The 22,100-nt window shown below is 68.4% G+C and carries 26 protein-coding genes; 11 read left to right on the top strand and 15 right to left on the bottom strand.

What is annotated here, in order from left to right; all coding sequences use genetic code 11:
• Positions 1-146: 146 nt before the first annotated feature.
• The 9 genes from ACSQ9E_RS28620 to mnmG all read right to left on the bottom strand — a co-directional run bounded on the left by ACSQ9E_RS28620 (position 147) and on the right by mnmG (position 7,319).
• Positions 147-1,064, bottom strand: coding sequence for a ParB/RepB/Spo0J family partition protein (locus ACSQ9E_RS28620; RefSeq protein WP_436219799.1), 918 nt, complete (start codon positions 1,062-1,064; stop codon positions 147-149).
• A gap of 14 nt (positions 1,065-1,078) precedes the next feature.
• Entirely contained in the window at positions 1,079-1,351 is a 273-nt protein-coding gene (locus tag ACSQ9E_RS28625; RefSeq protein ID WP_436219800.1) for a hypothetical protein, read from the bottom strand.
• Positions 1,351-1,647 (bottom strand): cupin domain-containing protein, encoded by a 297-nt coding sequence (locus ACSQ9E_RS28630; protein ID WP_436219801.1) that lies wholly within the window; start codon positions 1,645-1,647, stop codon positions 1,351-1,353. Before ACSQ9E_RS28630 ends, ACSQ9E_RS28625 begins: the two co-directional genes overlap by 1 nt.
• A 6-nt stretch (positions 1,648-1,653) precedes the next feature.
• The gene (locus ACSQ9E_RS28635) at positions 1,654-2,223 is read right to left on the bottom strand and encodes an RBBP9/YdeN family alpha/beta hydrolase (protein WP_428002930.1); all 570 of its coding nucleotides are present in this window, start codon (positions 2,221-2,223) and stop codon (positions 1,654-1,656) included.
• 35 nt (positions 2,224-2,258) lie between these two features.
• On the bottom strand, positions 2,259-3,059 hold the full coding sequence (locus ACSQ9E_RS28640) for a ParA family protein (RefSeq protein ID WP_436176281.1): 801 nt from the start codon (positions 3,057-3,059) through the stop codon (positions 2,259-2,261).
• A gap of 16 nt (positions 3,060-3,075) precedes the next feature.
• Positions 3,076-3,690 (bottom strand): LysE family transporter, encoded by a 615-nt coding sequence (locus ACSQ9E_RS28645; protein ID WP_057200393.1) that lies wholly within the window; start codon positions 3,688-3,690, stop codon positions 3,076-3,078.
• Positions 3,691-3,814: 124 nt separating this feature from the next.
• Positions 3,815-4,492, bottom strand: a complete 678-nt coding sequence (rsmG, locus tag ACSQ9E_RS28650; protein ID WP_436219802.1) for a 16S rRNA (guanine(527)-N(7))-methyltransferase RsmG — start codon at positions 4,490-4,492, stop codon at positions 3,815-3,817.
• 96 nt (positions 4,493-4,588) lie between these two features.
• Positions 4,589-5,368, bottom strand: a complete 780-nt coding sequence (locus ACSQ9E_RS28655; protein WP_157412361.1) for a hypothetical protein — start codon at positions 5,366-5,368, stop codon at positions 4,589-4,591.
• Entirely contained in the window at positions 5,346-7,319 is a 1,974-nt protein-coding gene (gene mnmG, locus ACSQ9E_RS28660) for a tRNA uridine-5-carboxymethylaminomethyl(34) synthesis enzyme MnmG (RefSeq protein ID WP_057200395.1), read from the bottom strand. The genes ACSQ9E_RS28655 and mnmG overlap by 23 nt, the downstream gene beginning before the upstream one ends.
• A gap of 141 nt (positions 7,320-7,460) precedes the next feature.
• Here mnmG and ACSQ9E_RS28665 point away from each other — a divergent pair, with 141 nt between their 5' ends.
• From ACSQ9E_RS28665 to ACSQ9E_RS28680, 4 genes are read left to right on the top strand one after another with little or no spacing between them, the layout of a single operon-like run.
• Positions 7,461-8,057 carry a Crp/Fnr family transcriptional regulator gene (locus ACSQ9E_RS28665; RefSeq protein WP_436219803.1) on the top strand — a complete coding sequence of 199 codons (597 nt, stop codon included), beginning with the start codon at positions 7,461-7,463 and terminating at the stop codon, positions 8,055-8,057.
• Between the two features lie 35 nt (positions 8,058-8,092).
• Positions 8,093-8,629 carry an anthrone oxygenase family protein gene (locus tag ACSQ9E_RS28670; protein WP_428002933.1) on the top strand — a complete coding sequence of 179 codons (537 nt, stop codon included), beginning with the start codon at positions 8,093-8,095 and terminating at the stop codon, positions 8,627-8,629.
• Between the two features lie 48 nt (positions 8,630-8,677).
• A complete protein-coding gene (locus ACSQ9E_RS28675) occupies positions 8,678-9,268 on the top strand; it encodes an NADPH-dependent FMN reductase (RefSeq protein ID WP_057200396.1) in 591 nt (196 codons plus the stop codon).
• A gap of 23 nt (positions 9,269-9,291) precedes the next feature.
• Positions 9,292-9,552 carry a YkgJ family cysteine cluster protein gene (locus ACSQ9E_RS28680; RefSeq protein WP_436219804.1) on the top strand — a complete coding sequence of 87 codons (261 nt, stop codon included), beginning with the start codon at positions 9,292-9,294 and terminating at the stop codon, positions 9,550-9,552.
• On the opposite strand, the gene ACSQ9E_RS28685 is transcribed toward ACSQ9E_RS28680, so the two are convergent.
• Positions 9,553-10,053, bottom strand: a complete 501-nt coding sequence (locus ACSQ9E_RS28685; protein ID WP_057200798.1) for an Lrp/AsnC family transcriptional regulator — start codon at positions 10,051-10,053, stop codon at positions 9,553-9,555.
• A 158-nt stretch (positions 10,054-10,211) separates the two neighbouring features.
• Between ACSQ9E_RS28685 and ACSQ9E_RS28690 the strand changes: the two genes are divergently transcribed.
• The 6 genes from ACSQ9E_RS28690 to ACSQ9E_RS28715 all read left to right on the top strand — a co-directional run bounded on the left by ACSQ9E_RS28690 (position 10,212) and on the right by ACSQ9E_RS28715 (position 16,315).
• The gene (locus ACSQ9E_RS28690) at positions 10,212-11,384 is read left to right on the top strand and encodes a M20 aminoacylase family protein (RefSeq protein WP_436219805.1); all 1,173 of its coding nucleotides are present in this window, start codon (positions 10,212-10,214) and stop codon (positions 11,382-11,384) included.
• Positions 11,385-11,397: 13 nt separating this feature from the next.
• Positions 11,398-12,633: a diaminopropionate ammonia-lyase gene (locus tag ACSQ9E_RS28695; protein ID WP_436219806.1), complete on the top strand. Its 1,236-nt coding sequence runs from the start codon at positions 11,398-11,400 to the stop codon at positions 12,631-12,633.
• Between the two features lie 32 nt (positions 12,634-12,665).
• Positions 12,666-13,391 (top strand): aldolase, encoded by a 726-nt coding sequence (locus tag ACSQ9E_RS28700; protein WP_057266841.1) that lies wholly within the window; start codon positions 12,666-12,668, stop codon positions 13,389-13,391.
• Between the two features lie 80 nt (positions 13,392-13,471).
• Positions 13,472-14,371, top strand: coding sequence for an RNA polymerase sigma-70 factor (locus tag ACSQ9E_RS28705; RefSeq protein ID WP_057266842.1), 900 nt, complete (start codon positions 13,472-13,474; stop codon positions 14,369-14,371).
• A 125-nt stretch (positions 14,372-14,496) separates the two neighbouring features.
• Positions 14,497-14,955: a carboxymuconolactone decarboxylase family protein gene (locus tag ACSQ9E_RS28710; protein ID WP_057200402.1), complete on the top strand. Its 459-nt coding sequence runs from the start codon at positions 14,497-14,499 to the stop codon at positions 14,953-14,955.
• Positions 14,956-15,082: 127 nt separating this feature from the next.
• Positions 15,083-16,315 carry a GAF domain-containing sensor histidine kinase gene (locus ACSQ9E_RS28715; protein ID WP_057200403.1) on the top strand — a complete coding sequence of 411 codons (1,233 nt, stop codon included), beginning with the start codon at positions 15,083-15,085 and terminating at the stop codon, positions 16,313-16,315.
• Positions 16,316-16,367: 52 nt separating this feature from the next.
• Here ACSQ9E_RS28715 and ACSQ9E_RS28720 read toward each other — a convergent pair whose 3' ends face one another.
• The 5 genes from ACSQ9E_RS28720 to ACSQ9E_RS28740 are packed head-to-tail and all read right to left on the bottom strand — an operon-like array spanning position 16,368 to position 20,796.
• Positions 16,368-17,249, bottom strand: coding sequence for an amino acid ABC transporter substrate-binding protein (locus ACSQ9E_RS28720; protein ID WP_057200404.1), 882 nt, complete (start codon positions 17,247-17,249; stop codon positions 16,368-16,370).
• A gap of 10 nt (positions 17,250-17,259) precedes the next feature.
• The gene (locus tag ACSQ9E_RS28725; RefSeq protein WP_235514267.1) at positions 17,260-18,654 is read right to left on the bottom strand and encodes an amidase; all 1,395 of its coding nucleotides are present in this window, start codon (positions 18,652-18,654) and stop codon (positions 17,260-17,262) included.
• Between the two features lie 17 nt (positions 18,655-18,671).
• On the bottom strand, positions 18,672-19,367 hold the full coding sequence (locus ACSQ9E_RS28730; RefSeq protein ID WP_436219807.1) for an amino acid ABC transporter permease: 696 nt from the start codon (positions 19,365-19,367) through the stop codon (positions 18,672-18,674).
• Positions 19,364-20,023: an amino acid ABC transporter permease gene (locus ACSQ9E_RS28735; protein WP_057266847.1), complete on the bottom strand. Its 660-nt coding sequence runs from the start codon at positions 20,021-20,023 to the stop codon at positions 19,364-19,366. Before ACSQ9E_RS28735 ends, ACSQ9E_RS28730 begins: the two co-directional genes overlap by 4 nt.
• Positions 20,024-20,025: 2 nt before the next feature.
• A complete protein-coding gene (locus ACSQ9E_RS28740) occupies positions 20,026-20,796 on the bottom strand; it encodes an amino acid ABC transporter ATP-binding protein (RefSeq protein WP_436219808.1) in 771 nt (256 codons plus the stop codon).
• Positions 20,797-20,949: 153 nt separating this feature from the next.
• Here ACSQ9E_RS28740 and ACSQ9E_RS28745 point away from each other — a divergent pair, with 153 nt between their 5' ends.
• Positions 20,950-22,092: a GlxA family transcriptional regulator gene (locus tag ACSQ9E_RS28745; RefSeq protein WP_436176272.1), complete on the top strand. Its 1,143-nt coding sequence runs from the start codon at positions 20,950-20,952 to the stop codon at positions 22,090-22,092.
• Positions 22,093-22,100 lie beyond the last annotated feature (8 nt).

Below are 22,100 nucleotides of genomic sequence, written 5' to 3' on the forward strand. Positions count from 1 at the left end.
CCCCGTGCCAGAGGGCTCCGTGCGCCCTGAACAGGCACCGCCCAGAGCGGACAACAAAACTCAGCGAAGCGGTTCTGGCCAAGCGCTGCGTCGCAGGCAGTACGACGGGTACGACAAGACGCAGCAACGACGCCAGAAGAATTTTGTTAGCCGCGCAGGCGCTCGATCAGGCCGTTGAGTTCTTCGATGGAGCCGAACTGGATCGCCAGCTCACCCATGTCCTCCACGCGCCCAGCGCGCTTCACGCGCTTTTTCACGCGCACCTCGACCTCGGCCATGAGCAGGTCGGACAGTTCTTCTTCCACACGCCGCAGGTCGCGCGATTTTTCCTTCTTGGGCTTTTGCGGCATGAGGCTGAACTCGGCACCGATCTTCTTGACCAGGGCCTCGGCCTCGCGCACCGAGAGCTTCTTGGCCGCGATCTGGTTGCCGGCCGTGATCTGCGCCGCGCGGTCGAGCGACAGCAGTGCACGCGCATGGCCCATGTCGATGTCGCCGGCCATGAGCATGGTCTGCACCGGCTCGGCCAGGTTCAACAGGCGCAGCAGGTTGCTCGCGGCGCTGCGCGAGCGGCCCACGGCCTGGGCCGCCAGCTCGTGCGTGAGGCCGAACTCCTTGACCAGGCGCTGCAGGCCATGGGCTTCTTCGAGCGGGTTCAGGTCTTCGCGCTGGATGTTCTCGATCAGCGCCATCGCGGCGGCGGCCTCGTTGGGCACGTCGCGCACCAGCACCGGCACGCGGTCCAGCCCGGCCAGCCGCGCGGCACGGAAGCGCCGCTCGCCGGCGATGATTTCGTACTTGCCAGCGTTCTCGCCATCGGCCAGGCGCCGTACCAGGATGGGCTGCATGATGCCCTGCACCTTGATGCTCTCGGCCAGCTCGTACAGCGCACCCTCGTCCATGCGCGTGCGCGGCTGGTACATGCCAGGCACCATCTCGGCCAGGGTCAGCGTGTTGGGCAGGCCGGCATCGGCCGCCTGGGCTTGCTCGGAGGCTTCGCTGACCTTGGGGCCCAGCAGGGCTTCAAGGCCGCGTCCGAGGCCCTTGGGTTTTTTGGTGACCATGGTGAATTGATAGTTTATTTTTTGGGGGAGTCGAGAGGGGCCGAAGCACGCATGTGGCCGGGCAGCCTACGGCGCCGGGCAAACCGCAGGCCTATACCCAGCACCAGCGCCGCCAATACGGCCGCCAGGAACAGTTTGCCCAGAATCACGGCCAGGGGAATTCCGACCAGGCTTGCTGCACTGGCCAGCAGTTCCAGCTTATCGCCCAGCTCGGAACGCACCCGCGTGCCCAGCCGCTGGGTCCAGGACTGGCCGGGTGCTGACGAAGTGTTGGAGAACCAGGACATCACTGGTCAATGATCACCAGCGTGCCATGGCTGCCCGGTGCCACCGCATGAGGCACGCCAGCGGGCACGATGAAGACCTCGCCGGCCTGCACCTCGGTGACCTGGCCTTGCAGATCCAGGCGCATGCAGCCGTCGAGCACCAGCAGGGCTTCGTCAAAGTCGTGCGACTCGTCGGGGTAAGCGCCCGAGTCCATGCGCAACACCTTGACGTTGGCGTTGGCGGCCCGGCCGATGACGCGCGACGACCAGGCGTTCGGAAACGACCGGGCTGTCTCAAGGAGATTGGTTTTGGACATGGCGGGTCAAGTGATGGGCTGCGGTGGTACGGCGGGCGATTGCAGGCCGGCCAGCAGGGCAAGCCCCTCGGGCCAGTCCGCCAGGCCCGACTCGGCATTGATGTGCCCGCGCTCGCCGTAGTCTATGAAGCGCGCCCCCCAGGCCCGGGCCATGCCTTCGGCCCGCTCGAAGCTGCAGTACGGGTCGTTGCGGCTACCCACCAGCACGGCAGGGAACGGCAGGGGCTGGCGCGCAATCGGCGACCAGCCCGGCAGGTAGCCGGCGATGTCCTCGCGCTCCACGTCGCCCGGCGCCACCAGCAGCGCGCCCTTGACGCGCTGCGTGTGCGCCGAGTGCGCGGCCCACCAGGCGGTGAGGATGCAGCCCAGGCTGTGCGCCACGAGCACCACGGGGCCCGGGGCATCGATGATGGTCTCCTCGAGCCGCGCGGTCCAGTCGCCGCGCAGCGGGCGCATCCAGTCGTGCTGCTCCACGCGGTGAAAACCGTGCAGCGCCTCCCAGCGACTCTGCCAATGGTCGGGGCCGGAACTCTGCCAACCAGGCAGAACGAGCACGGTATCGGAGGGTGAACTCATACTATGAATTTGATAGCAACTGGACAGGCACCCGGTCAGACGATCGCAGGCTTCTTGCCCAGCGCCTTCATGCTCTGCACACGCTCGACCATCTCCTGCGCAAACTCGATGAAGGCCTGGCTGCCCTTGGCCAGCGGGTCGAACACCACGCCAGGCAAGCCGTAGCTCGGGGCTTCGGCCAGGCGCACGTTGCGCGGGATCACGGTGTTGAACACCTTGTCGCCGAAGTGGTCCTTGAGCTGTTCGCTGACCTGTTGCTGCAGGGTGATGCGCGGATCGAACATCACGCGCAGCAGGCCGATGATCTGCAGGTCGGCATTGAGGTTGGCATGCACCTGCTTGATGGTGTTGACCAGGTCGGTCAGGCCTTCGAGCGCGAAGTACTCGCACTGCATGGGCACGACCACGCCATGGGCCGAGCACAGGCCGTTCAAGGTCAGCATGGACAGCGAGGGTGGGCAGTCGATGAGCACGAAGTCGTAGTCCGCATCCACTTCGGCCAGTGCGGCCTTGAGGCGCTTTTCGCGATGCTCCAGTGCCACCAGCTCGACCTCGGCACCGGCCAGTTCGCGGTTGGCGCCCAGCACGTGGTAGCCGCATTTCTCAGAGAGCACCGCCGCCTCGCGCACCGAGGCGGATTCGAGCAGCACGTCGTACACCGTGAGGTCGAGCTTGCGCTTGTCCAGGTTCGAACCCATGGTGGCATTGCCCTGCGGGTCCAGGTCTACCATCAGCACGCGCTGGCCGATCTTCGCCAGACCGGCCGCCAGGTTGACGGTGGTGGTGGTCTTTCCGACGCCACCCTTCTGGTTCGCGATGCAAAAAATCTGGGCCATGGGGTGGATGCCTTGTTTACTTCGAAATGGCCAGCTTGATGCCGAAGCCGATCAGGAACACGCCGGCGACTTTTTCGAGCACGCGGCCGATGGTGGGGTTGGCGCGCATGCGCTCCGCCAGGTGGTGGGTAAGCAGCACGGCAATGAGGCCGTAGGCAAAGGTGAGAGCCGCCACGGTGGCCGCCATCACGCCGAAGGTCAGCAGGCCCTGGTGGCGGGCCGGATCGACGAACAGCGGGAAGAAAGCCATGTAGAACACGATGGCCTTGGGGTTGAGCAAGGTGATCAGCGCAGCCTGCTTGAAGTAGTGGCGCGGCTCGATGTTGAGGATGGGCTGGGCACCGGGCTTGGCCGTGAGCATCTTAAAACCCAGCCAGGCCAGGTAGGCCGCACCAAGCCACTGCACGGCATGGAAGGCGGTGGGGTAGGTGGACAGCAGGGCGGCCACGCCGGCCACCGCCATCCACATCAGCACCTGGTCGCCAGCGATCACCCCCATGGTGGCGGCCAGGCCACCGCGGATACCGCCTTTGCTGGTGGAGGTGATCAAGGCCAGATTGCCCGGACCGGGGATTGCCAAGAACAGCACGATGGCGGCCACGAAGGCGCCGTAATCCGCAATGCCAAACATGAGAAAACCCCCAGGGGAAAGACGAGCCGCGAGCGGGCGAATACTGCTGCTGCAACAAACGACCAGCGAGCGGCGAGTTTACGCGACCCGTGCGCGCAGCCCCGCCCTTTTTACCCACAGCGCGTCACGCCGGGCGCATCCAGACGATGCAGCGCTCGGCCTCCAGGCCCGGCACGGTGAGCTGTTCCACGTGAAACACCTGCACGCTGGCTGGCAAGGCCGCAATTTCCTCCGTGGGGTGCTTGCCCTTCATGGCCAGCCACACGCTATGCGCACCCAGGGCCTGGCGCGACCAGGTGGTGAAATCCACCAGCGAGGCGAAGGCCCGGCTGGTCACCACGTCGAAGGGGCCGTCCAGGCTCTCGACCCGGGCATGCACGCCACGCAGGTTGGGGAGCTTGAGAGACACCGCTACCTGCTGGATGAAGGCGGCCTTCTTGGCCACCGTGTCCACGCAGCTCACATCCACTTCAGGGCAGCAGACGGCGATCACCACGCCCGGCAGGCCGGCACCGGCACCTACGTCGAGCAGGCGGGCACCCTGCCCTGGCGGCAAGGCCTCTTGCGCCAACGCGCGGCGCAGCGGCGGTACCGCCGCCAGGCTGTCCAGCAGGTGGTGGGTCAGCATCTCCTTCGGGTCACGCACGGCCGTGAGGTTGTAGACCTTGGTCCACTTCTGGATCAGGTCCAGGTAGCACAGCAGGGCATCGGCCTGCGCACCGGTGAGCGGTACGCCCAGTTGCTCGGCGGCCGACAGCAGCGTGGGGCGGAAGGCCGCCGTGGTGGCGGAAGGGGTGTTCATGACCATCTCTCGGTATCCGTTGTTCAGTAGGCAGTGCGTCGGGTTGCGTGGTTTCGCTCGGTGGTTCCACGTGAAACCACCCAACCACTGCGGCCATCAGGAGCCGGCGCTGTTCCAGCAGTTGGCTGGCTGGTCCTTGGTCTGCACCCAGTAGCGGGTGCCCTGACCCAGGGTCGTATTCGTGGTGCGCATGCCCTGCAGGCCGCCGCTGTTCAGGCCATCCAGCACATCGGCCATGCGCCAGCCGCTGCCTAACTCCTTTTCGCACCGGGCCGACGCCAGGGCTGCGGAGGTCAGGATCGCGCCCATCACGGGCTGGGTCGGTGCCAGCATGCCACCGGTCCAACCGGCATAGATGGCATCGGAGGCCCCTGCAGGTTTGGCAGCTGTGCCGGGCTGGATGCACAGCACGGGCAGCACCACGCGGCACGAGGTGTCGCCCTGCTGGTGGTTGCAGGGGTGGTCGTCCTTCAAGGGCCGGTCCGTCGCGCGGGGCTCCCCTGCGCAGCCCAGGCGAGCGATCTCGGCGGGCACGGTGGCATCGTCCGCCACCACCGCAAAGGTGAGGCCATGGCCGATGCCCGAGCTGGCCGCCGCTGGCACCGCTGCCGTGGACACCGCCCCGGACGCCACCGTCTGTGCCGGGCGGACGGGAACAGGAGTGCCTCGCGACAACACAGCGCTTTCCTTGCCGGTTTGCGCCTCGGCGCGCTTGTCGCGCTGGTGCTTCATCCACAGCGGAATGGCCAGCAGCAGCACCAAAACAGCCACCACGGCGATGGCACGCACCATCAACAACTCGCCGCGCTGGCGCGCGCGCAGCCCTGCCCTGCCTTTGCCGGCCACGGGCCGCTCAGTGCGCTGTGGTTTCTGCATGGGCACGTGCGCCGGCAATACCACGGAAAGCGCCCTTCTTGAGATGCACCATGAGCAGTGAAATCGTCGCAGGCGTGATGCCCGAGATGCGCGATGCCAGGCCCAGCGTTTCGGGGCGGTGGCGGGTCAAAATCTGGCGCGCCTCGATGGAGAGCGCCGACACCTGCATGTAATCCAGGTCGTCCGGCAGCTTGAGGCTCTCGTAGTGGGCGGCGCGCTCCACCTCATCCTTCTGGCGGTCGATGTAGCCCGAGTACTTGGCCGCGATCTCCAGCTGCTCGACAACAGACTCGTTCAAGCTGCCCAGGGTTTCACGTGAAACATCGGCCGAGGCGTACTTGCCACCGTCCATACCCACCAGCGCCGCGTAGCCCACATCAGGTCGGCGCAGCAGCTCGAACAGGTTGTACTCGTGCTCGATGCTCTTGCCCAACACCCGCTCAGACTCGGCCGCAGGCAGGCTGCGTGGGTTCACCCAGGTGGCCTTGAGGCGCTCTGTTTCACGTGAAACAGCGTCGCGCTTGCGGCTGAAGGCGTCCCAGCGGGCATCGTCCACCAGACCCATCTTGCGGCCCATCTCGGTCAGGCGCAGGTCGGCATTGTCCTCACGCAGCTGCAGGCGGAACTCGGCCCGGCTGGTGAACATGCGGTAGGGCTCGTTCACGCCCTTGGTGATCAGGTCGTCCACCAGCACGCCCAGGTAGGCCTCGTCGCGGCCCGGCAGCCAGGGGCCATCGCCCCGGCACTGCAACGCCGCGTTGACGCCAGCGAACAGACCTTGGGCGGCGGCTTCTTCGTAGCCCGTTGTTCCATTGATCTGGCCTGCAAAGAACAGGCCCTGGATCTGGCGCGTCTCGAAGCTGCTCTTGAGCGAGCGCGGGTCGAAGTAGTCGTACTCGATGGCGTATCCCGGGCGCAGGATGTGCGCGTTCTCCAGACCCGGCATGCTGCGCACCAGCTCGTACTGGATGTCGAACGGCAGGCTGGTGCTGATGCCGTTGGGGTAAAACTCGTGCGTGGTCAGGCCTTCGGGTTCCAGAAAGATCTGGTGGCTGTCCTTGTCGGCAAAGCGGTTGATCTTGTCTTCCACGCTCGGGCAGTAGCGCGGGCCCACGCCCTCGATCTTGCCGGTGAACATGGGGCTGCGGTCGAAGCCGCTGCGGATGATCTCGTGCGTGCGCTCGTTGGTGTGCGTCACCCAGCACGGCATCTGGCGCGGGTGCATGGTCGCATGGCCCATGAAGCTGAACACCGGCACCGTGCCCTCGTTCACGCCGCCCGGCATGCCGTCGCCGGGCTGCTCCGCGCACTTGGAAAAGTCGATGCTGCGCCCATCCAGGCGCGGCGGCGTACCGGTCTTCAGGCGCCCCTGGGGCAGCTTGAGCTCCTTGAGGCGTGCCGACAGCGACACGGCGGGTGGGTCCCCTGCCCGGCCGGCCGCGTAGTTGTTCAAGCCCACATGGATCTTGCCATCGAGGAAGGTGCCGGCCGTGAGCACCACCGTGCGCGAACGGAAGCGGATGCCCACCTGCGTGACGGCGCCCACCACCCGGTCGCCCTCCACCATCAGGTCGTCCACCGCCTGCTGGAACAGCCACAGGTTGGGCTGGTTCTCCAGCATGCGGCGGATGGCGGCCTTGTACAGAATGCGGTCGGCCTGCGCACGGGTAGCGCGCACGGCTGGGCCCTTGGAACTGTTGAGGATGCGGAACTGGATGCCGCCCTCGTCCGTGGCCAACGCCATGGCGCCGCCCAGGGCGTCCACCTCCTTGACCAGGTGGCCTTTGCCGATGCCGCCGATGCTGGGGTTGCAGCTCATCTGCCCCAGCGTCTCGATGTTGTGCGTGAGCAGCAGCGTCTTGCTGCCCATGCGGGCAGCCGCCAGCGCGGCCTCGGTGCCGGCATGGCCACCGCCGACGACGATCACATCAAATTCCTGGGGGTACAACATGGGAACGCTCCGGGGCCTGTCAGGCCCGATAATCAAAAATCCCGGTACGACACCTGTGGCCGGGCCCCGCCCGGGTGCGGGGGTACAAGCCTGCACCCTGCCCCGGCGGGCAACCCGGGATTTTCCCACTTTGCGCCCACCGTGTCTGCCCACAGCCCTCTGACCCACTTTCTCACCCGACTGGTGGGCGATCCGCCCGTACCGGTGGCAGCGTGGTGGGCGAGTTCCCAGCCTGTCGACTTCGGCAAGGGCCAGCCCCTGCTGCGCGCTGGCGAACCGTGGCGCCACCTGTGGTGGGTGGAGCGCGGCGCCCTGCGCTTGTACCTCGTGGACCGGGACGGAGCAGAAGCCAACAAGAACTTCTTTCTCGATGGCGCCCTGTTCTGGCCCATCACCCCGAGCCTGCGGCAGCAACCCGTGATGTTCCACGTGGAACCACTGGAAGACAGCCGGGTGTGGGCGATGCCCCTGCCCGCATGGGGCACCTCCACGCCCACCGATGGCTGGGCGCCCTGGACGGCGCTCGAGCACCGGGTTCTGTGCGCCCTGCTCGACGGCAAGATGCAGCGCGAGCAGGAATTTCTGCAGTTGAGCGCGCGCGAGCGCTATGCCCGGCTGCTGGCCCAGCACCCCGACTGGTCGCAGCGCATCGCCCTGCGGCATCTGGCCTCGTACCTCGGTGTCACCGATGTCACGCTCTCGCGCGTACGCAGCGAGATGGGCCTTATCAAAGGCTAAGGCGACAAGCCATCGCCATGGGCACAGTGGGCTCCATGCCTACCACCCCTTCCCACGTCCGCTCCGCCATCGCCGTGGCTCCCCACTTCCTGGCGGTCATCTGGCTCGGCCTCATGGCCGGCTTCTTCGGCACCTACAGCGGCAATGTGAACCTGGCCATGCTGCAGATGGATGGCGCGACCTACGCCACCGTGCAGTCGGCCCTGAACCGCAACGTGCGCCACAGCCTGTTCTTTGCGCTGTTCTTCGGCCCGCCCCTGTGGTGCGCGCTGGCCCTGGCCACCGGCTGGGCCCGGCGTCGCGAAGCCTGGTGGCCCACGCTGGCCGCCGTGCTGCTGGCCTATCTGCTGGGCATCGTCTTCTTCACCCAGCAGGTGAACCTGCCGCTCAACGCCACCACCGAGGCCTGGAACCCGCAGGTGCTGCCCGCCGACTGGGCCCAGGTGCGCACGCGCTGGAACGCGGCCAACCTCTGGCGCGCCCTGCTCAGCCCGGCGGCCTTCGTGGCGGCGCTGGCCACCCTGGTGTGGCGGCTGGCGCCGCCGCGCGCGAACCGTTCGCCGGGCGGATAGCCCAGCGCTTGCAGGAATCCTGCCCTTGCCCTGTGCTCCAATCCAGCTATGCACAAGAACCCGCTCCTCGTCTTCGCCGGCAGCACGCGCCAGCAATCGTTCAACCGCCGCCTGGCCCACGCGACCGCCGCGATCGCCCGCGATGCGGGTGCCGAGGTCACGCTGCTGGAGCTGTCGGACTTCGACATCCCCATGTACAACGCCGACCTGGAGGCGCAAGGCACGCCGGCCGACGTGGTGCGGCTCAAACAGGTGCTGTGGGCGCACCCGGCCTGGATCGTCTGCTCGCCCGAGTACAACGGCAGCTACACCGCCCTGCTCAAGAACACCATCGACTGGGCATCGAGCCCCGTGAACGGCAACCCCGAGTGGCAGGACGGCACCAAGCCCTTCCGCGGCAAGGTGGTGGGCATGCTCAGCGCCTCCAACGGCGGCCTGGGCGGCCTGCGCTCGCAAAGCCACCTGGCACCGCTGCTGCACAACCTGGAGTGCTGGCTGGCACCCAAAGCCTTTGCCCTGGGCCAGGCCAGCACGGCTTTCGACCAAGCGGGTGCCCTGGTGCAACCCGTCCATCGCGAACGCGTGCGTGCCGTGGTCGACCAGGTGCTGTGGGCCTCCGCCCGCCTGAACGCCGCTTAAGCTATAAAATTTATAGCAATCTGATGCAATGCCGATCCGGCTGCGGCGCCTGCTGCACCGCCCCGTCCATCAGCTCGCCCATCCCCGGCATGCCCCAGGGCAAGCCGGCGGGTGTGCGCTGCATCCAGCTCGGGGACGACGCGCGCTGCCTCATTTTTGGGCACCCTGCACGCCCTGTCGTCTGCAGCGGCCTGCAGCCCTCGGCCGAGATGTGCGCCGACAGCACGCCAGCGGCCATGGCCTTCCTGACCCGGCTCGAAGACCTTACCCGCCCCTCGGCCTGATCAGTCTTCCTCGTCGTCGTCCTTGTCGGCCTCGGGCGGCACATCCAGCGCCACCCGGGTTTCGAACTTGGAGCAGTTCATCGCGAAGGTGCTCTTGAAGTTGCGCACATTGTTGTTCGACGAAAACACCTCGCGCGTAAACGCGTGGTAGCGCTCCATCGACGCGGAGTTGATGATCAGCAGAAAGTCGAACTCACCCGAGACCTCGTAGCAGGCCATCACATCGTCCTGCGCCGCCATCTTGGCCTCGAAGTTGCGCAGCAGCGCATCGTTCTGCTTGTCCAGCTCCACCGACACGAACACCGTGAGCGCGCGCCCCACGCGCTGCCGGTTCACCACCGCGACCTGCTTGAGCAGGATGCCCGCCGCGCGCAGGATGGCAATGCGCCGCTGGCAGGTGGCCGGCGAGCTGTTGACCTTGCGGGCCAGCACGCGCAGCGGCTGCGAGGCGTCTTCCTGCAGCAGGTTGAGGATCTGGATGTCCAGGCGGTCAAGGTTCATGGGCCCGCCCACGATACCAAAGGACGATGGGACAAATGCATCACGCTTCTCCAAATGGTGAGACAGATACGTCATTGAACGCCGTATTGCGGTGGTTTCAACCGGGCACCCACCCCAACAATGCGTAGGAACCATCCGACATCTGGGAGCGCATTGCCATGACCACCCCCGCCGCCGACTTCGACCAGCAGCTCGTGCGCTGGCGCCACCACCTGCACCGCCACCCCGAGACCGGATTCAACGAGGTGCAGACGGCCGACTACGTGGCGCGCATCCTCTCGGCATTGGGCCTCGACGTCCATCGAGGCATCGGCGGCACCGGGGTGGTGGCCAACCTCAGCGTGGGCAGCGGCGGCCCCACCATCGGCCTGCGCGCCGATATGGATGCCCTGGCAATGGCCGAGGCCGCCCCCGGCCGGGCCCATGCCTCCAGCCACCCAGGCTGCATGCATGCCTGCGGGCACGACGGCCACATGGCCATGGTGCTCGGCGCCGCGCAGCTGCTGGCCGAGCGCCGCGACTTCGACGGCACGGTGCGCTTCATCTTCCAGCCTGCCGAGGAGCATGGCAAAGGCGCCGCCGCGATGATGGCCGATGGCCTGTTCGAGCGCTTCCCCGTCGATGAGATCTACGGCGCACACAACATCCCCGGCATGCCGGCCGGCCACATGGCCATACGCAGCGGCGGCCTCATGGCCAGCGAGGACAACTTCACCATAGCGATCACCGGTCGCGGCGGCCACGCGGCGCGCCCGCACATGGCGGTGGACCCGCTGGTCATCGGCGCCGAGATCGTGCTCGCCCTGCAGACCGTGGTGGCCCGCTCGGTGGACCCGAGCCAGCCCGCCGTCATCTCATGCACCGAATTCACCACCGACGGCATCCGCAACGCCCTGCCCACCCACGTCACCATCCAGGGCGACACGCGCAGCTATTCGCCGGCGGTCCAGGCCCTCCTGGAAAAACGCATGCGCGAGATCTGCGAAGGCATCTGCGCGGCGCACGGCGCCACCTGCCGCTTCAGCTACACACACGAGCTCGCACCCACCGTGAACTGGCCGGCCTGCGTGGAGGTGGCCAGTGCCGCCGCAGAGGCCGTCATCGGTGCCGAGCGCCTGGACCGCAATGTCACACCGATGATGATCTCCGAGGATTTCGGCGCCTTCCTGCAGGTGGTCCCCGGGGCGTTCATGTTCATCGGCAACGGCGAGGCCGGCGGCCCCGGTGGCGTGCCCTTGCACAACGCCGGCTACGACTTCAACGATACCGTGTTGCCTATAGGCGCGCGCTACTTCGCAGAAATCGCCCGCGTGCGCCTGCCCATTTCCTGAATCCGAGAATCCCATGCTGTTCACCAACCCCCAGGCCACACGCCGCCCCTACGACCCCCACCTGCAGCGCGTGATGAACCTCGCCCAGGGCCACGAAAGCCGCCTGTGGCTCTCTGGCTGGAATCAGCTGCGCCTTGGCAGCACCCCGCTGCACGCCCTGCCCCACCTGGCGCGGCAACTGGGGCTCGGTCAGATCCATGTGAAGGACGAATCGGTGCGCTCGCCGCTCGCCAGCTTCAAGGCACTGGGTGCGCCCGTGGCGCTGCTGCGCCTGGTGCGGCGCCAGTGGCCCGCTGAAGCCTGGGCACCCGCCGACCTGCTCGCCGGCCGGCATGCGTCGGACCTTGCCGATTTCACGGTCATCAGCGCCACCGACGGCAACCACGGCCGGGCCCTGGCCGCTGCTGCGCAGAGCATCGGCTGCCGCTGCGTCATCGTTCTGCATGCCCACGTCAGCGCCGAGCGCGAGCAGCCCATCCGCGCGCTGGGCGCCGAGGTCGTGCGCATCGCCGGCAACTACGACGATTCCGTGCAGGAGGCCGAGCGCCTGGCCCGCGCCCACGGCTGGTGGGTGGTCTCCGACACCTCGTACGACGGCTACGAAGAGATTCCGCGCGACGTGATGCAGGGCTACGGCATCCTGGTCGAGGAGCTGCTCGAGCAGATCCCCACGCGCACCGATGGCGCCAGCCCCTTCACCCATGTGCTGCTGCAGGGTGGCGTGGGCGGCCTGACCGCGGGCGTCGTCGGCCATTTCTGGGAGCGCTACGGCGCCCGGCGCCCGGCCTTCATCGCCGTGGAGCCCGAACAGGCCGACTGCCTGCTGCAGAGCGCCATCGCTGGCCGGCCGGCACGCGCCACGGGCAGCGTGGACTCGGTGATGGCGGGCCTGGCCTGCGGCGAGACCTCGCCCCTGGCCTGGCGCTTTCTGCAGCCTGCGGTGGACCTGTTCATGACGGTGGGCGACGCCCAGGCCGAGGAGGCCATGCGCACCCTGGCCAGTGGCGCCGCCGGCGACATGCCCGTGCTCAGCGGCGAATCGGGCGCCGCCAGCCTGGCCGGGCTGGTCGCGCTCATGGCCAACCCGGAGCTGGCCGCCCAGGCCGGCCTCGGCGCCGACTCCCGCGTGCTGCTGATCAGCACCGAAGGCGCTACCGCCCCGGGCGTCTACGAAGCCATCACCGGCCGCAGCCCTGCCAGCGTGCTGCAGGCCCAGCTTGCATGGATGGCACGCCCGTCGCACGGATGACAATGGATGAACCCACGACCCCAGGAACCCCGATGACCCCTTCCGCCCTTGATTTCGACGCACCCGAGGTGCGCCGCCTGCGCGACGACCTGGCCCTGGCCCTGCGTGCCGCCGCCCACCACGGCCTGTCCGAAGGCGTGTGCAACCATTTCAGCGTCGAACTGCCCGATGGCTCGGGCCGCTTCCTGCTCAATCCGCGCGGCCTGATGTGGAGCGAGGTGCAGGCCGAGGACATCGTGCTCATCGACGAACAGGGCCAGCGCCTGGCTGGCCGCCACGAGGTGGAACCCACGGCCATGTTCATCCATGCCGCGATCCACCGCATCTGCAAGAAGGCCTGCGTGCTGCACACCCACATGCCCTACGCCACGGCGCTCACGCTCACCACCGACCGCTGCCTGGACACCACGCTCTCGCAGAACGCCATGCGCTTCCATGGCCGCACGGCCGTGGACCCGCACTACAACGGCTTCGCACTCGACGTGCGCGAAGGCGAACGCATCGCCGGCGTGCTGCAGGCGGCGGACATCGGCTTCCTCGGCAACCACGGCGTGGTCGTCTGCGGCGACCGCATCGACTACGCCTACGACGACCTGTACTACCTGGAGCGCGCCTGCATGGCCCAGGTGCTGGCGCAGTCCACCGGCCGCCCCCTGGCCCCGGCGAGCGCCGCGCTGGCGCAGCACGTCAGCGAGCAGTCCATGGGCGAGCGCCTGCAGTCCGAGCTGTTCTTCGAGGCGCTGCGCAGGACGCTCTGAGCATTTTGCGGTTCCGGGCTGTCACACAGCGGACCCCTGGCGCGTCTGGTTATCGACCAGACTACGCTTGGAGATGCGCCATGACCACCACCCTGCCCCCGGCCTACCAGGCCGATGACACCTTCACCGCCCTGCGCCCGCGCCTGTTCGGCATTGCCTACCGCATGCTGGGCGTGCGTGCCGATGCCGAGGACGCCCTGCAGGACGCCTGGCTGCGCTGGAGCCACGCGGACACCAGCACCCTGCAGTCGGCCGAGGCCTGGCTGGTCACCGTGGTCACGCGCCTGTCCATCGACCGGCTGCGTGCCGCCAAGGCTGAGCGCGAGGCCTATGTCGGCTGGTGGCTGCCCGAGCCGCTGGTGGAGCAGCTCGACGAGCACACGCCCGAGGCCGCGGCCGAGCTGGCGGGCGAACTCTCGGTCGCCTTCCTTTACGTGCTCGAACGCCTAGGGCCCGAGGAGCGTGCCGCCTTTCTGCTGCGCCAGGTGTTCGACTACGACTACCCCGAGATCGCCGCCCAGCTGGGCAAGACCGAGGCCACCTGTCGGCAGATGGTGCACCGCGCCAGCGAGCGCGTGCAGCAGGCGCGCACCCGCTTCGAGGTGCCCCGGGGCGTGCACCACCAGCTGCTCGAACGCTTCATCGCCGCCGCCCACAGCGGCCAGCGCGATGCCATACAGGCCCTGCTGTCCGAAGACGCGATGCTCATCGGTGACGGCGGTGGCAAGGTGCAGTCCTTCCTGCACCCGCTGGTGGGCGCCTTCCGCATCGCCAACCTGTTCTGGGCCCAGTGGCGGCGCATGGCCGAGCAGGTGGTCTACCGCCCGGTGCTGATCAATGGCGAGCCGGGCCTGCTGCGCTACATCGACGGCCGGCTCGAATCGGCCCAGGCCATCGTGACCGACGGCGAGCGCATCGTCGCCATCTACGCGATCCGCAACCCGGACAAGCTCGCGGGCATCCCGCTCACACTCGGCTGAAAACTTTTTTGCGATCGGCTGTCACAAGGGCACATGCCCACGCGTCTTGAAGTGTATGGAAGCCAACGAAAGGCCCGGCGCCTTCCAGTTTCCACCCTTCATCACCACCACCAGGAGTTTCCACCATGTCCCAGCACACCGCCCGCCTGCCCTACCACCAGCTCGCCAACAAGGCCTTCATGGGCCTCGTGAACCTGTCCGAGACCATCAAGAAGGGCAGCATCGGCGCCCGCCTGGCCGAACTCGTCTTCCTGCGCGTCTCGCAGATCAACGGCTGCGCCTACTGCATGGACATGCACTGGACCTATCTGGTCAAGGACGGCATGGAGCCGCGCCACCTCAACGCCGTGGCCGGCTGGCGCGAAGCGCCCTTCTTCAGCGAGCGCGAGCGCACCGCCTTGCGCTGGGCCGAGATCATCACCGCCACGCCGCACAGCGACGCCAGCGACGCAGAGTTCGCCCTGCTCAAGGCACAGTTCAACGACACCGAAATCGCCGAGCTGGGCTTTGCCATCGGCGTCATCAACGCCTGGAACCTGATCAACGCAGGCATGCGCGCGCCCATCCCGGTCCAGGCGGGCTGAACGCGCGCGTTTTCCCGCCCTGAACCCAGGTCGGCGACAATACGGGGCCGGCCGGTGTGGTGCGGCCCGGATCCTGATGCGCGCCCTGCCTCGGACCCCAGCGAGCCCCCTGGCGCAAAGGACCGGCATGCCGATCGCCCCGCAGGAGCTGGTGGCCCAACTGGACCCCCTGGTCTCCGATCCCCGCCGGCTGGCCGCCGTCCATAGCGTGGCGCTGCTGGACAGCCCGGCCGAGGAGGCCTTCGACGCCATGAGCCGCCTGGCCGTGAACCTCGTGGGCGCGCCCGCGAGCTTCCTGTCCATCGTCGACGCCGAGCGCGACTTCTACAAGAGCGCCCACGGCTTTCCGCAAGAGCTGGCCTCTGCCCGCGAGGTGCATGGCCGCACCTTCTGCCACTACGCCATCGCCAGCACCGATCCGCTGGTGATCGGAGACACCCACGCCGACCCGCTGTGGCGTGCCGTGCCCATCGTCGACAGCCTGGACGTGCGCGCCTACGTCGGCGTGCCCCTCATCGTCGATGGCCAGCCCATCGGCAGCTTCTGCGTCATCGACAACCAGCCACGCACCTGGACCGAGACCGAGATCGAGACCCTGGTACAGCTCGCCAAGGCCGCCGCGCGCGAGATCCAGCTGCGCAGCGCGCTCAAGGAGTCCGAGGCCAATGCCGAACGCGCCCATGCGCTGGCCAAGGCCAACGAAGAGCTGCTCGCCGTGGTCGCGCACGACCTGCGCTCGCCGCTGCAGGTGATGGGCCTGAACACCACCGTGCTCGCCCGCGCCGGCCATGCCCCCTCGCTGCCGGCCATCCGCCGCATCGAAGGCGCCATCACCTCCATGAAACGCCTGGTGGACGACCTGCTCTCCACCCATGCCGTCGACAGCCGCGAACGCACCTTGTGCGAGACCATCGCACCGACCCGGCTGCTGGCCGATGCGGCAGACGCCATGGGCATGGTGGCCGAGCGCGCCGGCATCCACCTGCACCTGGTGCCCGGGCAGACCGGCGAGGTCTTCGTGGACTACGCCCAGCTGCTGCGCGTGCTGTGCAACCTGATCGGCAACTGCCTCAAGTACTGCCCGGCGGGCAGCACCGTCTCCCTCAGCGCGACGGAGACCGCCGACAGCATCGTCATCCGGGTCACCGACGATGGCCCCGGCATGGGCGAGGCCGAGCAGTCCTGCGCCTTCGAGCGCGGCTGGCAGGGCAGCGCCGGCGTGGCCGGGCAGGACGGCGCGGGCCTGGGCCTGTGGATCGTGCGCACCCTGGTCGAGCAGAACCAGGGCCGCGTCGCGCTGCACAGCGCAGCCGGCCAGGGCACCGAGGTCGCCGTGCGCCTGCCGCGCCACCGCAGCTGAGCGCCCGAGCGGCCGCTGCGGCGGCCCGACGCGAGCAACACCGGCACGGGACTCAGGGAATGCCGTACTTGTTGGGGTAGCGGATGTTCTCGCGCATGTGCGCGCTCATCGGGATGCGCAGCGTGGCCGTGTCGAACCACTGGCGGTACAGCGCCGCCAGCTCGCCCGAGTGCATGAGGCCCAGCACCGTGCGGTCCACCACCTCGCGCAATGGCAGGTCGTCCTTGGGCAGCATGAAGGCATAGGGCTCCACGGTGAGGTGGCGGCCGGTCACATGCAGCTCGTCGCGCAGCGGCGATGATGCGATGAGGCCGTAGAGCAGCACATCGTCCTGCGCGAAGGCATCGACCTGGCCCCGCTCCACCAGGCGCACGCCCTCGGCGTCGGTGGCCACCAGGGTCACGGCGATCTCCTGCTCACGCTCCACGCGCTGCAGCGTCTCCTGCGCCGTCGTGCCCCGGCTCACGGCAATGCGCCGCCGCCACAGGCTGGGCACCCCGTCGAGCTGCACCGACTGGCGCGCGAGAAAGCGCACACCCGTGGTGAACAGCGTGTGCGAAAAGTCCACCTCCTTTTGCCGGCCCACGGTGTTGGTGTTGCCCCCGCACTCGATGTCGATGCGGCCGGCCGCAAGCAGCGGGATGCGCTGCGCCGCCTCCAGCGGGCGGAACGCCACGCGCAGGTCCGGCAGGCCCAGCTGTTTGCGCAGCGCCTCCATGACCTTGTTGCACACGGCGATCGAATAGCCCACGGTATTGCCCGCCGCATCGCGAAAGGCAAAGGTGCCGGGCGTGGGGATATAGCCCACGTGCACCGTGCCGCTGCGCGCGATGCGGGCCAGTGCGCCGCCCGTGCCCTGGGCATGGGCCAGAGGGCCCAGCAGGGCCAGCACGATCAGGACCGACAGGGACTTCGCGAGAACACGTGCATACATGGCTCACTCCCTAGCCCAGCCCCGGCGGCACCGCCAGGTACCAGCGCGTCGCCTGCTCGAAGGCATGGCCCACGCGCAAGGCCGTGGCCTCGTCGAACGGCCGCGCAATGAACTGCAGCGACACCGGCAGCCCCAGGCGCGTAAAGCCCGCCGGCACCGCCACCGAGCACAGGTCCAGCAGGTTCACGAAGCGGCCGAAGCGCGACAGCGGCGTGGCCAGCTCGTCCACCTCGGTGAGCGGTATCGCGGCGATAGCATTGGTCGGAAAGGCACAGACATCGATCCCGTCCATCGCGGCCAGCATCTCGGCCTTGGCCTGCTCGCGCAGCCTGAGCAGCTGCAGGTACTGCGCCGCGCCGATATCGCGCCCGAGCAGGATGCGCCGGCGCACATGCGGGTCGAACTCCAGCCCCTCCTGCTCGAACAGCGTGCCCAGGTTCGCATAACCCTCGGCGCTCATCAGGCTGCCTGCCACGCGCATGGATTCGGCCAGGCTCTGCGGCAGCGTGCGCTCCACGCGCTGCAGGCCCAGGCCCTCCAGCACGCGCACGGCCTCGTCGCAGGCGGCCAGCACCTCGGGGTCCATGTCCACGCGCTCGGCCTCGGGCAGCACCCACATGCGCATGCCGGCCACACCGCGTGCGGCATCGAGCTGCGGCAGCACCGCGCGTGCAGGCACCGGCAGCGACACGGCATCGCGCGGGTCGGGGCCCGAGAGCACGTCCAGCAAAATGGCGCTGTCGCGCACCGTGCGCGTGAGCGGGCCCACGGTGTCGTGCGTGGGGCACAGCTCGATGAGCCCGTGGCGGCTGATCAGCCCGCGCGTGGTTTTCAGGCCCACCACCCCGCACAGCCCCGAAGGGATACGCACCGAGCCGCCCGTGTCCGTGCCTATGCTGGCCGTGCACAGGCCCGCCGCCAGCGCCACGGCCGAACCGCTGCTGCTGCCGCCGGGCGTGCGGTGGGTGCGCAGGTCCCAGGGGTTCCAGGGCGTGCCCACGGCCGCATTGGTGCCCCAGCCGCCAAAGGCGAACTCCACGGTGTGCGTCTTGCCGATCACCACGGCACCGGCCGCGCGCAGCCGCTCCACCACGGCCGCGCTGATCACCGAGGTGCGCGGCGGCCGTGCCCTGGAGCCCGCCGCGATGGGTTTGCCCTGCACCTCGAACAGGTCCTTCACCGCCACCGCCACGCCATGCAGCGGCCCCAGGCGAATGCCGGCGCGCGCCATCTGGTCCAGGCTGCGCGCCGCGGCGCGGGCCTCGTCGGCATACACGTCGGTGAAGGCGTGCAACTGGCCGCCAAGGCGCGCTATGCGCGCGAGCTGGTGTTCCAGCAAGGCCTCGCTCGACAACTCTCCACAGGCGATGGCTTGGGCCAACTGCTCCAGTGGTGCGTAGGTCATGGATGTCACAAGGTCTTTCATGCCGCACCCACCGTGCGGCGCCCCAGGGCCAGGCGGCGCTCCAGCCACCGCGACAGCATGGACAGGGGAAAGGCGATGGCGAAGTACAGCAGCCCCACCAGGATGAAGATGTGCAGCGGCAGGAAGTACTCGCTGGACATGGCGCGCGCCGCCAGCATCAGCTCGTTGGTGGCGATCAGCGCGCACAGCGAGCTGTCCTTGAGCAGGGCCACATAGCTCGACAGCAGCGGCGGCAGCATCACGCGCAGGGCCTGCGGCAGCGTCACGGAGAGGAACACCTGGCGCGGCGTGAGGCCGGCGGCCAGACCCGCCTCGCGCTGCCCTCCGTGCACCGACTGCAGCCCGCCGCGCAGGATCTCGGCCACATAGGCCGCGCCGTGCACCCCGAGGCCGATGGCCCCGGCCCAGTAGCCCGACAGCGTGATGCCCACCGAAGGCAGCGCGAAGTAGATGGCCAGCAGCAGGGCCAGCAGCGGCACCGCGCGCAGCAGCTGGATGAAGCCGTTGGCCGCATGGCGCAGCGCCGCCACGCCACTGCGCAGCATCCACACCAGCAAGGCGCCCAGCACCAGCGCGATGGCAAAGCCCAGGGCCGAGAGCTCGGCTGTGACCCGGGCCGCCTCCAGCAGGCGCGGCCACCACTCGGCCATGTGATCGGCGTAGGGTGCGAAGAACGAAGGGCTGCCGCTCATCGCGCACCCCCTGCCGTGCGGCGTTCCAGCCGCGCAAAGGCCCAGCTGATGGGCAATACCATGGCCGCATAGAGCAGCATGGCCGTCAGGTAGATCAGCGGCGTCTCGAAGGTCGAGGTGACCAGGTTGCGCGCGTAGAACATCACCTCCGGCGCCGCGATGGCCGAGGCGATCGAGGTGTCCTTGACGAGCTGGCTCGCGTAGTTGCCCAGCGAGGGCAGCGTCACACGCAGCATCTGCGGCAGCAGCACGCTGCGCAGCGCCTGCGCGGGCGTCAGGCCCACGGCCAGGGCGGCCTCGCGCTGGCCCGCATGCAGACAGCGCAGGCCGGCCGCGAACACGTCGCACAGCACGGCCGCGCCCACCAGGCCCAGGCCCACCACCGCGGCCGTCAGCGGCGACAGCCGCACGCCCACCGAAGCCAGTCCGAAGTACAGCACGAACAGGTGCGCCAATGCCGGCACATTGCGCATCCATTCCACATAGGCTGCAATGCCCAGCTGCAGCAGGCGGTTGCGCACGAAGACCACGGCCAGCGCCAGCAGCAGGCCCAGGCTGGCCGCCAGCAGGCCCGCGCCCAGGGCCACCTGCGCGGCCGTGAGCGCACCGCGCGCCAGCGTGGCAACGATGAGGGTGAGGGTGTCGGTGCCCGGCATGCTCAAGCCCCCACCTGGCCGAGGAAGCTGCGCGTGCGCTCCCTGCGCGGCTGGTCGATCACCTGCGCCGCAGGGCCCTCCTCGACGATGTGGCCACCGTCCATGAAGATCACGCGGTCGGCCACATCGCGCGCAAAGCGGATCTCGTGCGTCACCAGGATCATCGAGCGGCCCTCCTCGGCCAGCTCGCGGATGACGCCCAGCACCTCGCCCACCAGCTCCGGGTCCAGCGCCGAGGTCGGCTCATCGAAGAGGATCAGCTTGGGCTTCTGTGCCAGCGTGCGCGCAATCGCCACGCGCTGCTGCTGCCCGCCCGAGAGCTGCTCGGGGTAGGCATCGGCCTTATGGCGCAGGTGCACCTTGTCCAGCATTGCCTCGGCCAGCGCATGGGCCTCGTCGCGCCGCATGCCGGCGGCCTTGATGGAGGCCAGCGCCACGTTCTCACGCACGGTGAGGTGCGGCCACAGGTAGAACAGCTGGAACACCATGCCGATCTCGCGGCGCTGTGGCGCCAGTTCGGTGTCGGTCATGAAGCGCCAGCCCCCCTTGCGGTAAGGCGCCTGGCCGATGCGCTTCGACTCGAGCAGCACCTCGCCGGCCTGGGGCTTTTCGAGGAAGTTCAGGCAGCGCAGGCAGGTGGACTTGCCCGAGCCGCTGGGCCCGATCAGCGACAGCGTCTCACCCTTTTGCAGGTCGAAGGAAATGCCCTTGAGCACTTCGGCCGGGCCGTAGCTCTTCCTGAGGCCGCTGACTTGAAGCAGGGGATGGTTCACATGGTTCTCCAGACAAAACTGCGGGTGCCGCGGCACGGTCCTTGCAGCCGCACCCCTCGATACCCAGTGCCTCCATGCTAGGAATACCGACCCTCTGTTCATTGCAGGCGGTCGCCGCTATATTGAACGTATGCGACATGCAGGGAAAACCCGATGCCCCCACCCAAAGCGCCCCCCGATGCCCTCTCTGACGAGATTGGTGCAGCCGCGCACCAGGCCAGTGCACAGAACGCAGGCGACATTGGTGCACTGATCGGCCGGCTCGACGCCTCACCCCGGGCGGCCGCCACGCGCAAGCGGCCCGCCCACGCGTCAGCCACCGAGCTGCGCGTGGGCATCCTGCTGTGGCCGCAGTTCCCGCTGCTGTCGCTGGCCGGGCTGTGCGATGGCCTGCGCCACGCGGCCGACGTGGGCGACCAGAGCCGGCAGATCCGCTGCTCGTGGACCATCCTCGGCGTGCCGGGGCAATCGGTGCAGGCCAGCTGCGGCGTGGCCGTGCCGGTGCAGGAATCGCTCTCGTCCGAATGCGACTACGACTACATCGCCGTCATCGGCGGGCTGCTGCCCGCCATCCCCACCGCGAGCCCGCGCTACCAGGCCTTCCTGCACTTCGCTGCCTCGCTGGGCAAGCCGCTGATCGGCATCTGCACCGGCACCTTCGCGCTGGCGCACGCGGGGCTCATGGCCGGGCGCCAGGCCTGCGTGCACCCCTACCATGTGGAGGACTGGAAGGCCGCCTTCCCGGCCCTGGACTACCGCACGGACTGCCACTACGTGTTCGACGGCGACCGCATCAGCTGCGCGGGCGGCATCTCCATTGTGGAGCTCACGGCCGAGCTGGTGCGCCTGCATTGCGGGCCCGACCGCGCGGCCAAGGTCATCCACCAGATGACGGTGAACCCCGCCGCCAGCAGCACCCACGTGGCGCGCCGCCATGCGCTGGGCTACGGCACGGCCGACCACGACAAGCTGCGCCAGGCCATCGTGCTGATGGAAAAGAACATCGGCACGCCGCTGGAGATCGCGGTCATCGCGCGACTCGTGGATTCGAGCAGCCGCCAGCTCGAGCGCGTCTTCCTGGCCGAGACGCGCACCACGCCGTCGGAGTTCTACCGCAACGCGCGCCTCAAGTACGCGCGCTGGATGCTCACCAGCACCGACCTGCCGGTGATCACCATCGCCTACGAGTGCGGCTTTTCCGATGCCTCGCACTTCATCCGGCACTTCCAGCAGCTGTACGGCATGCCGCCGGGGCGCATGCGCAAGGCGCTGCAGGCCGGCACCGTGGAGGCCTGAAGCAAGAA

Source organism: Acidovorax sp. LjRoot118 (assembly GCF_964253575.1).
Taxonomy (GTDB): Bacteria; Pseudomonadota; Gammaproteobacteria; order Burkholderiales; family Burkholderiaceae_C; genus Acidovorax.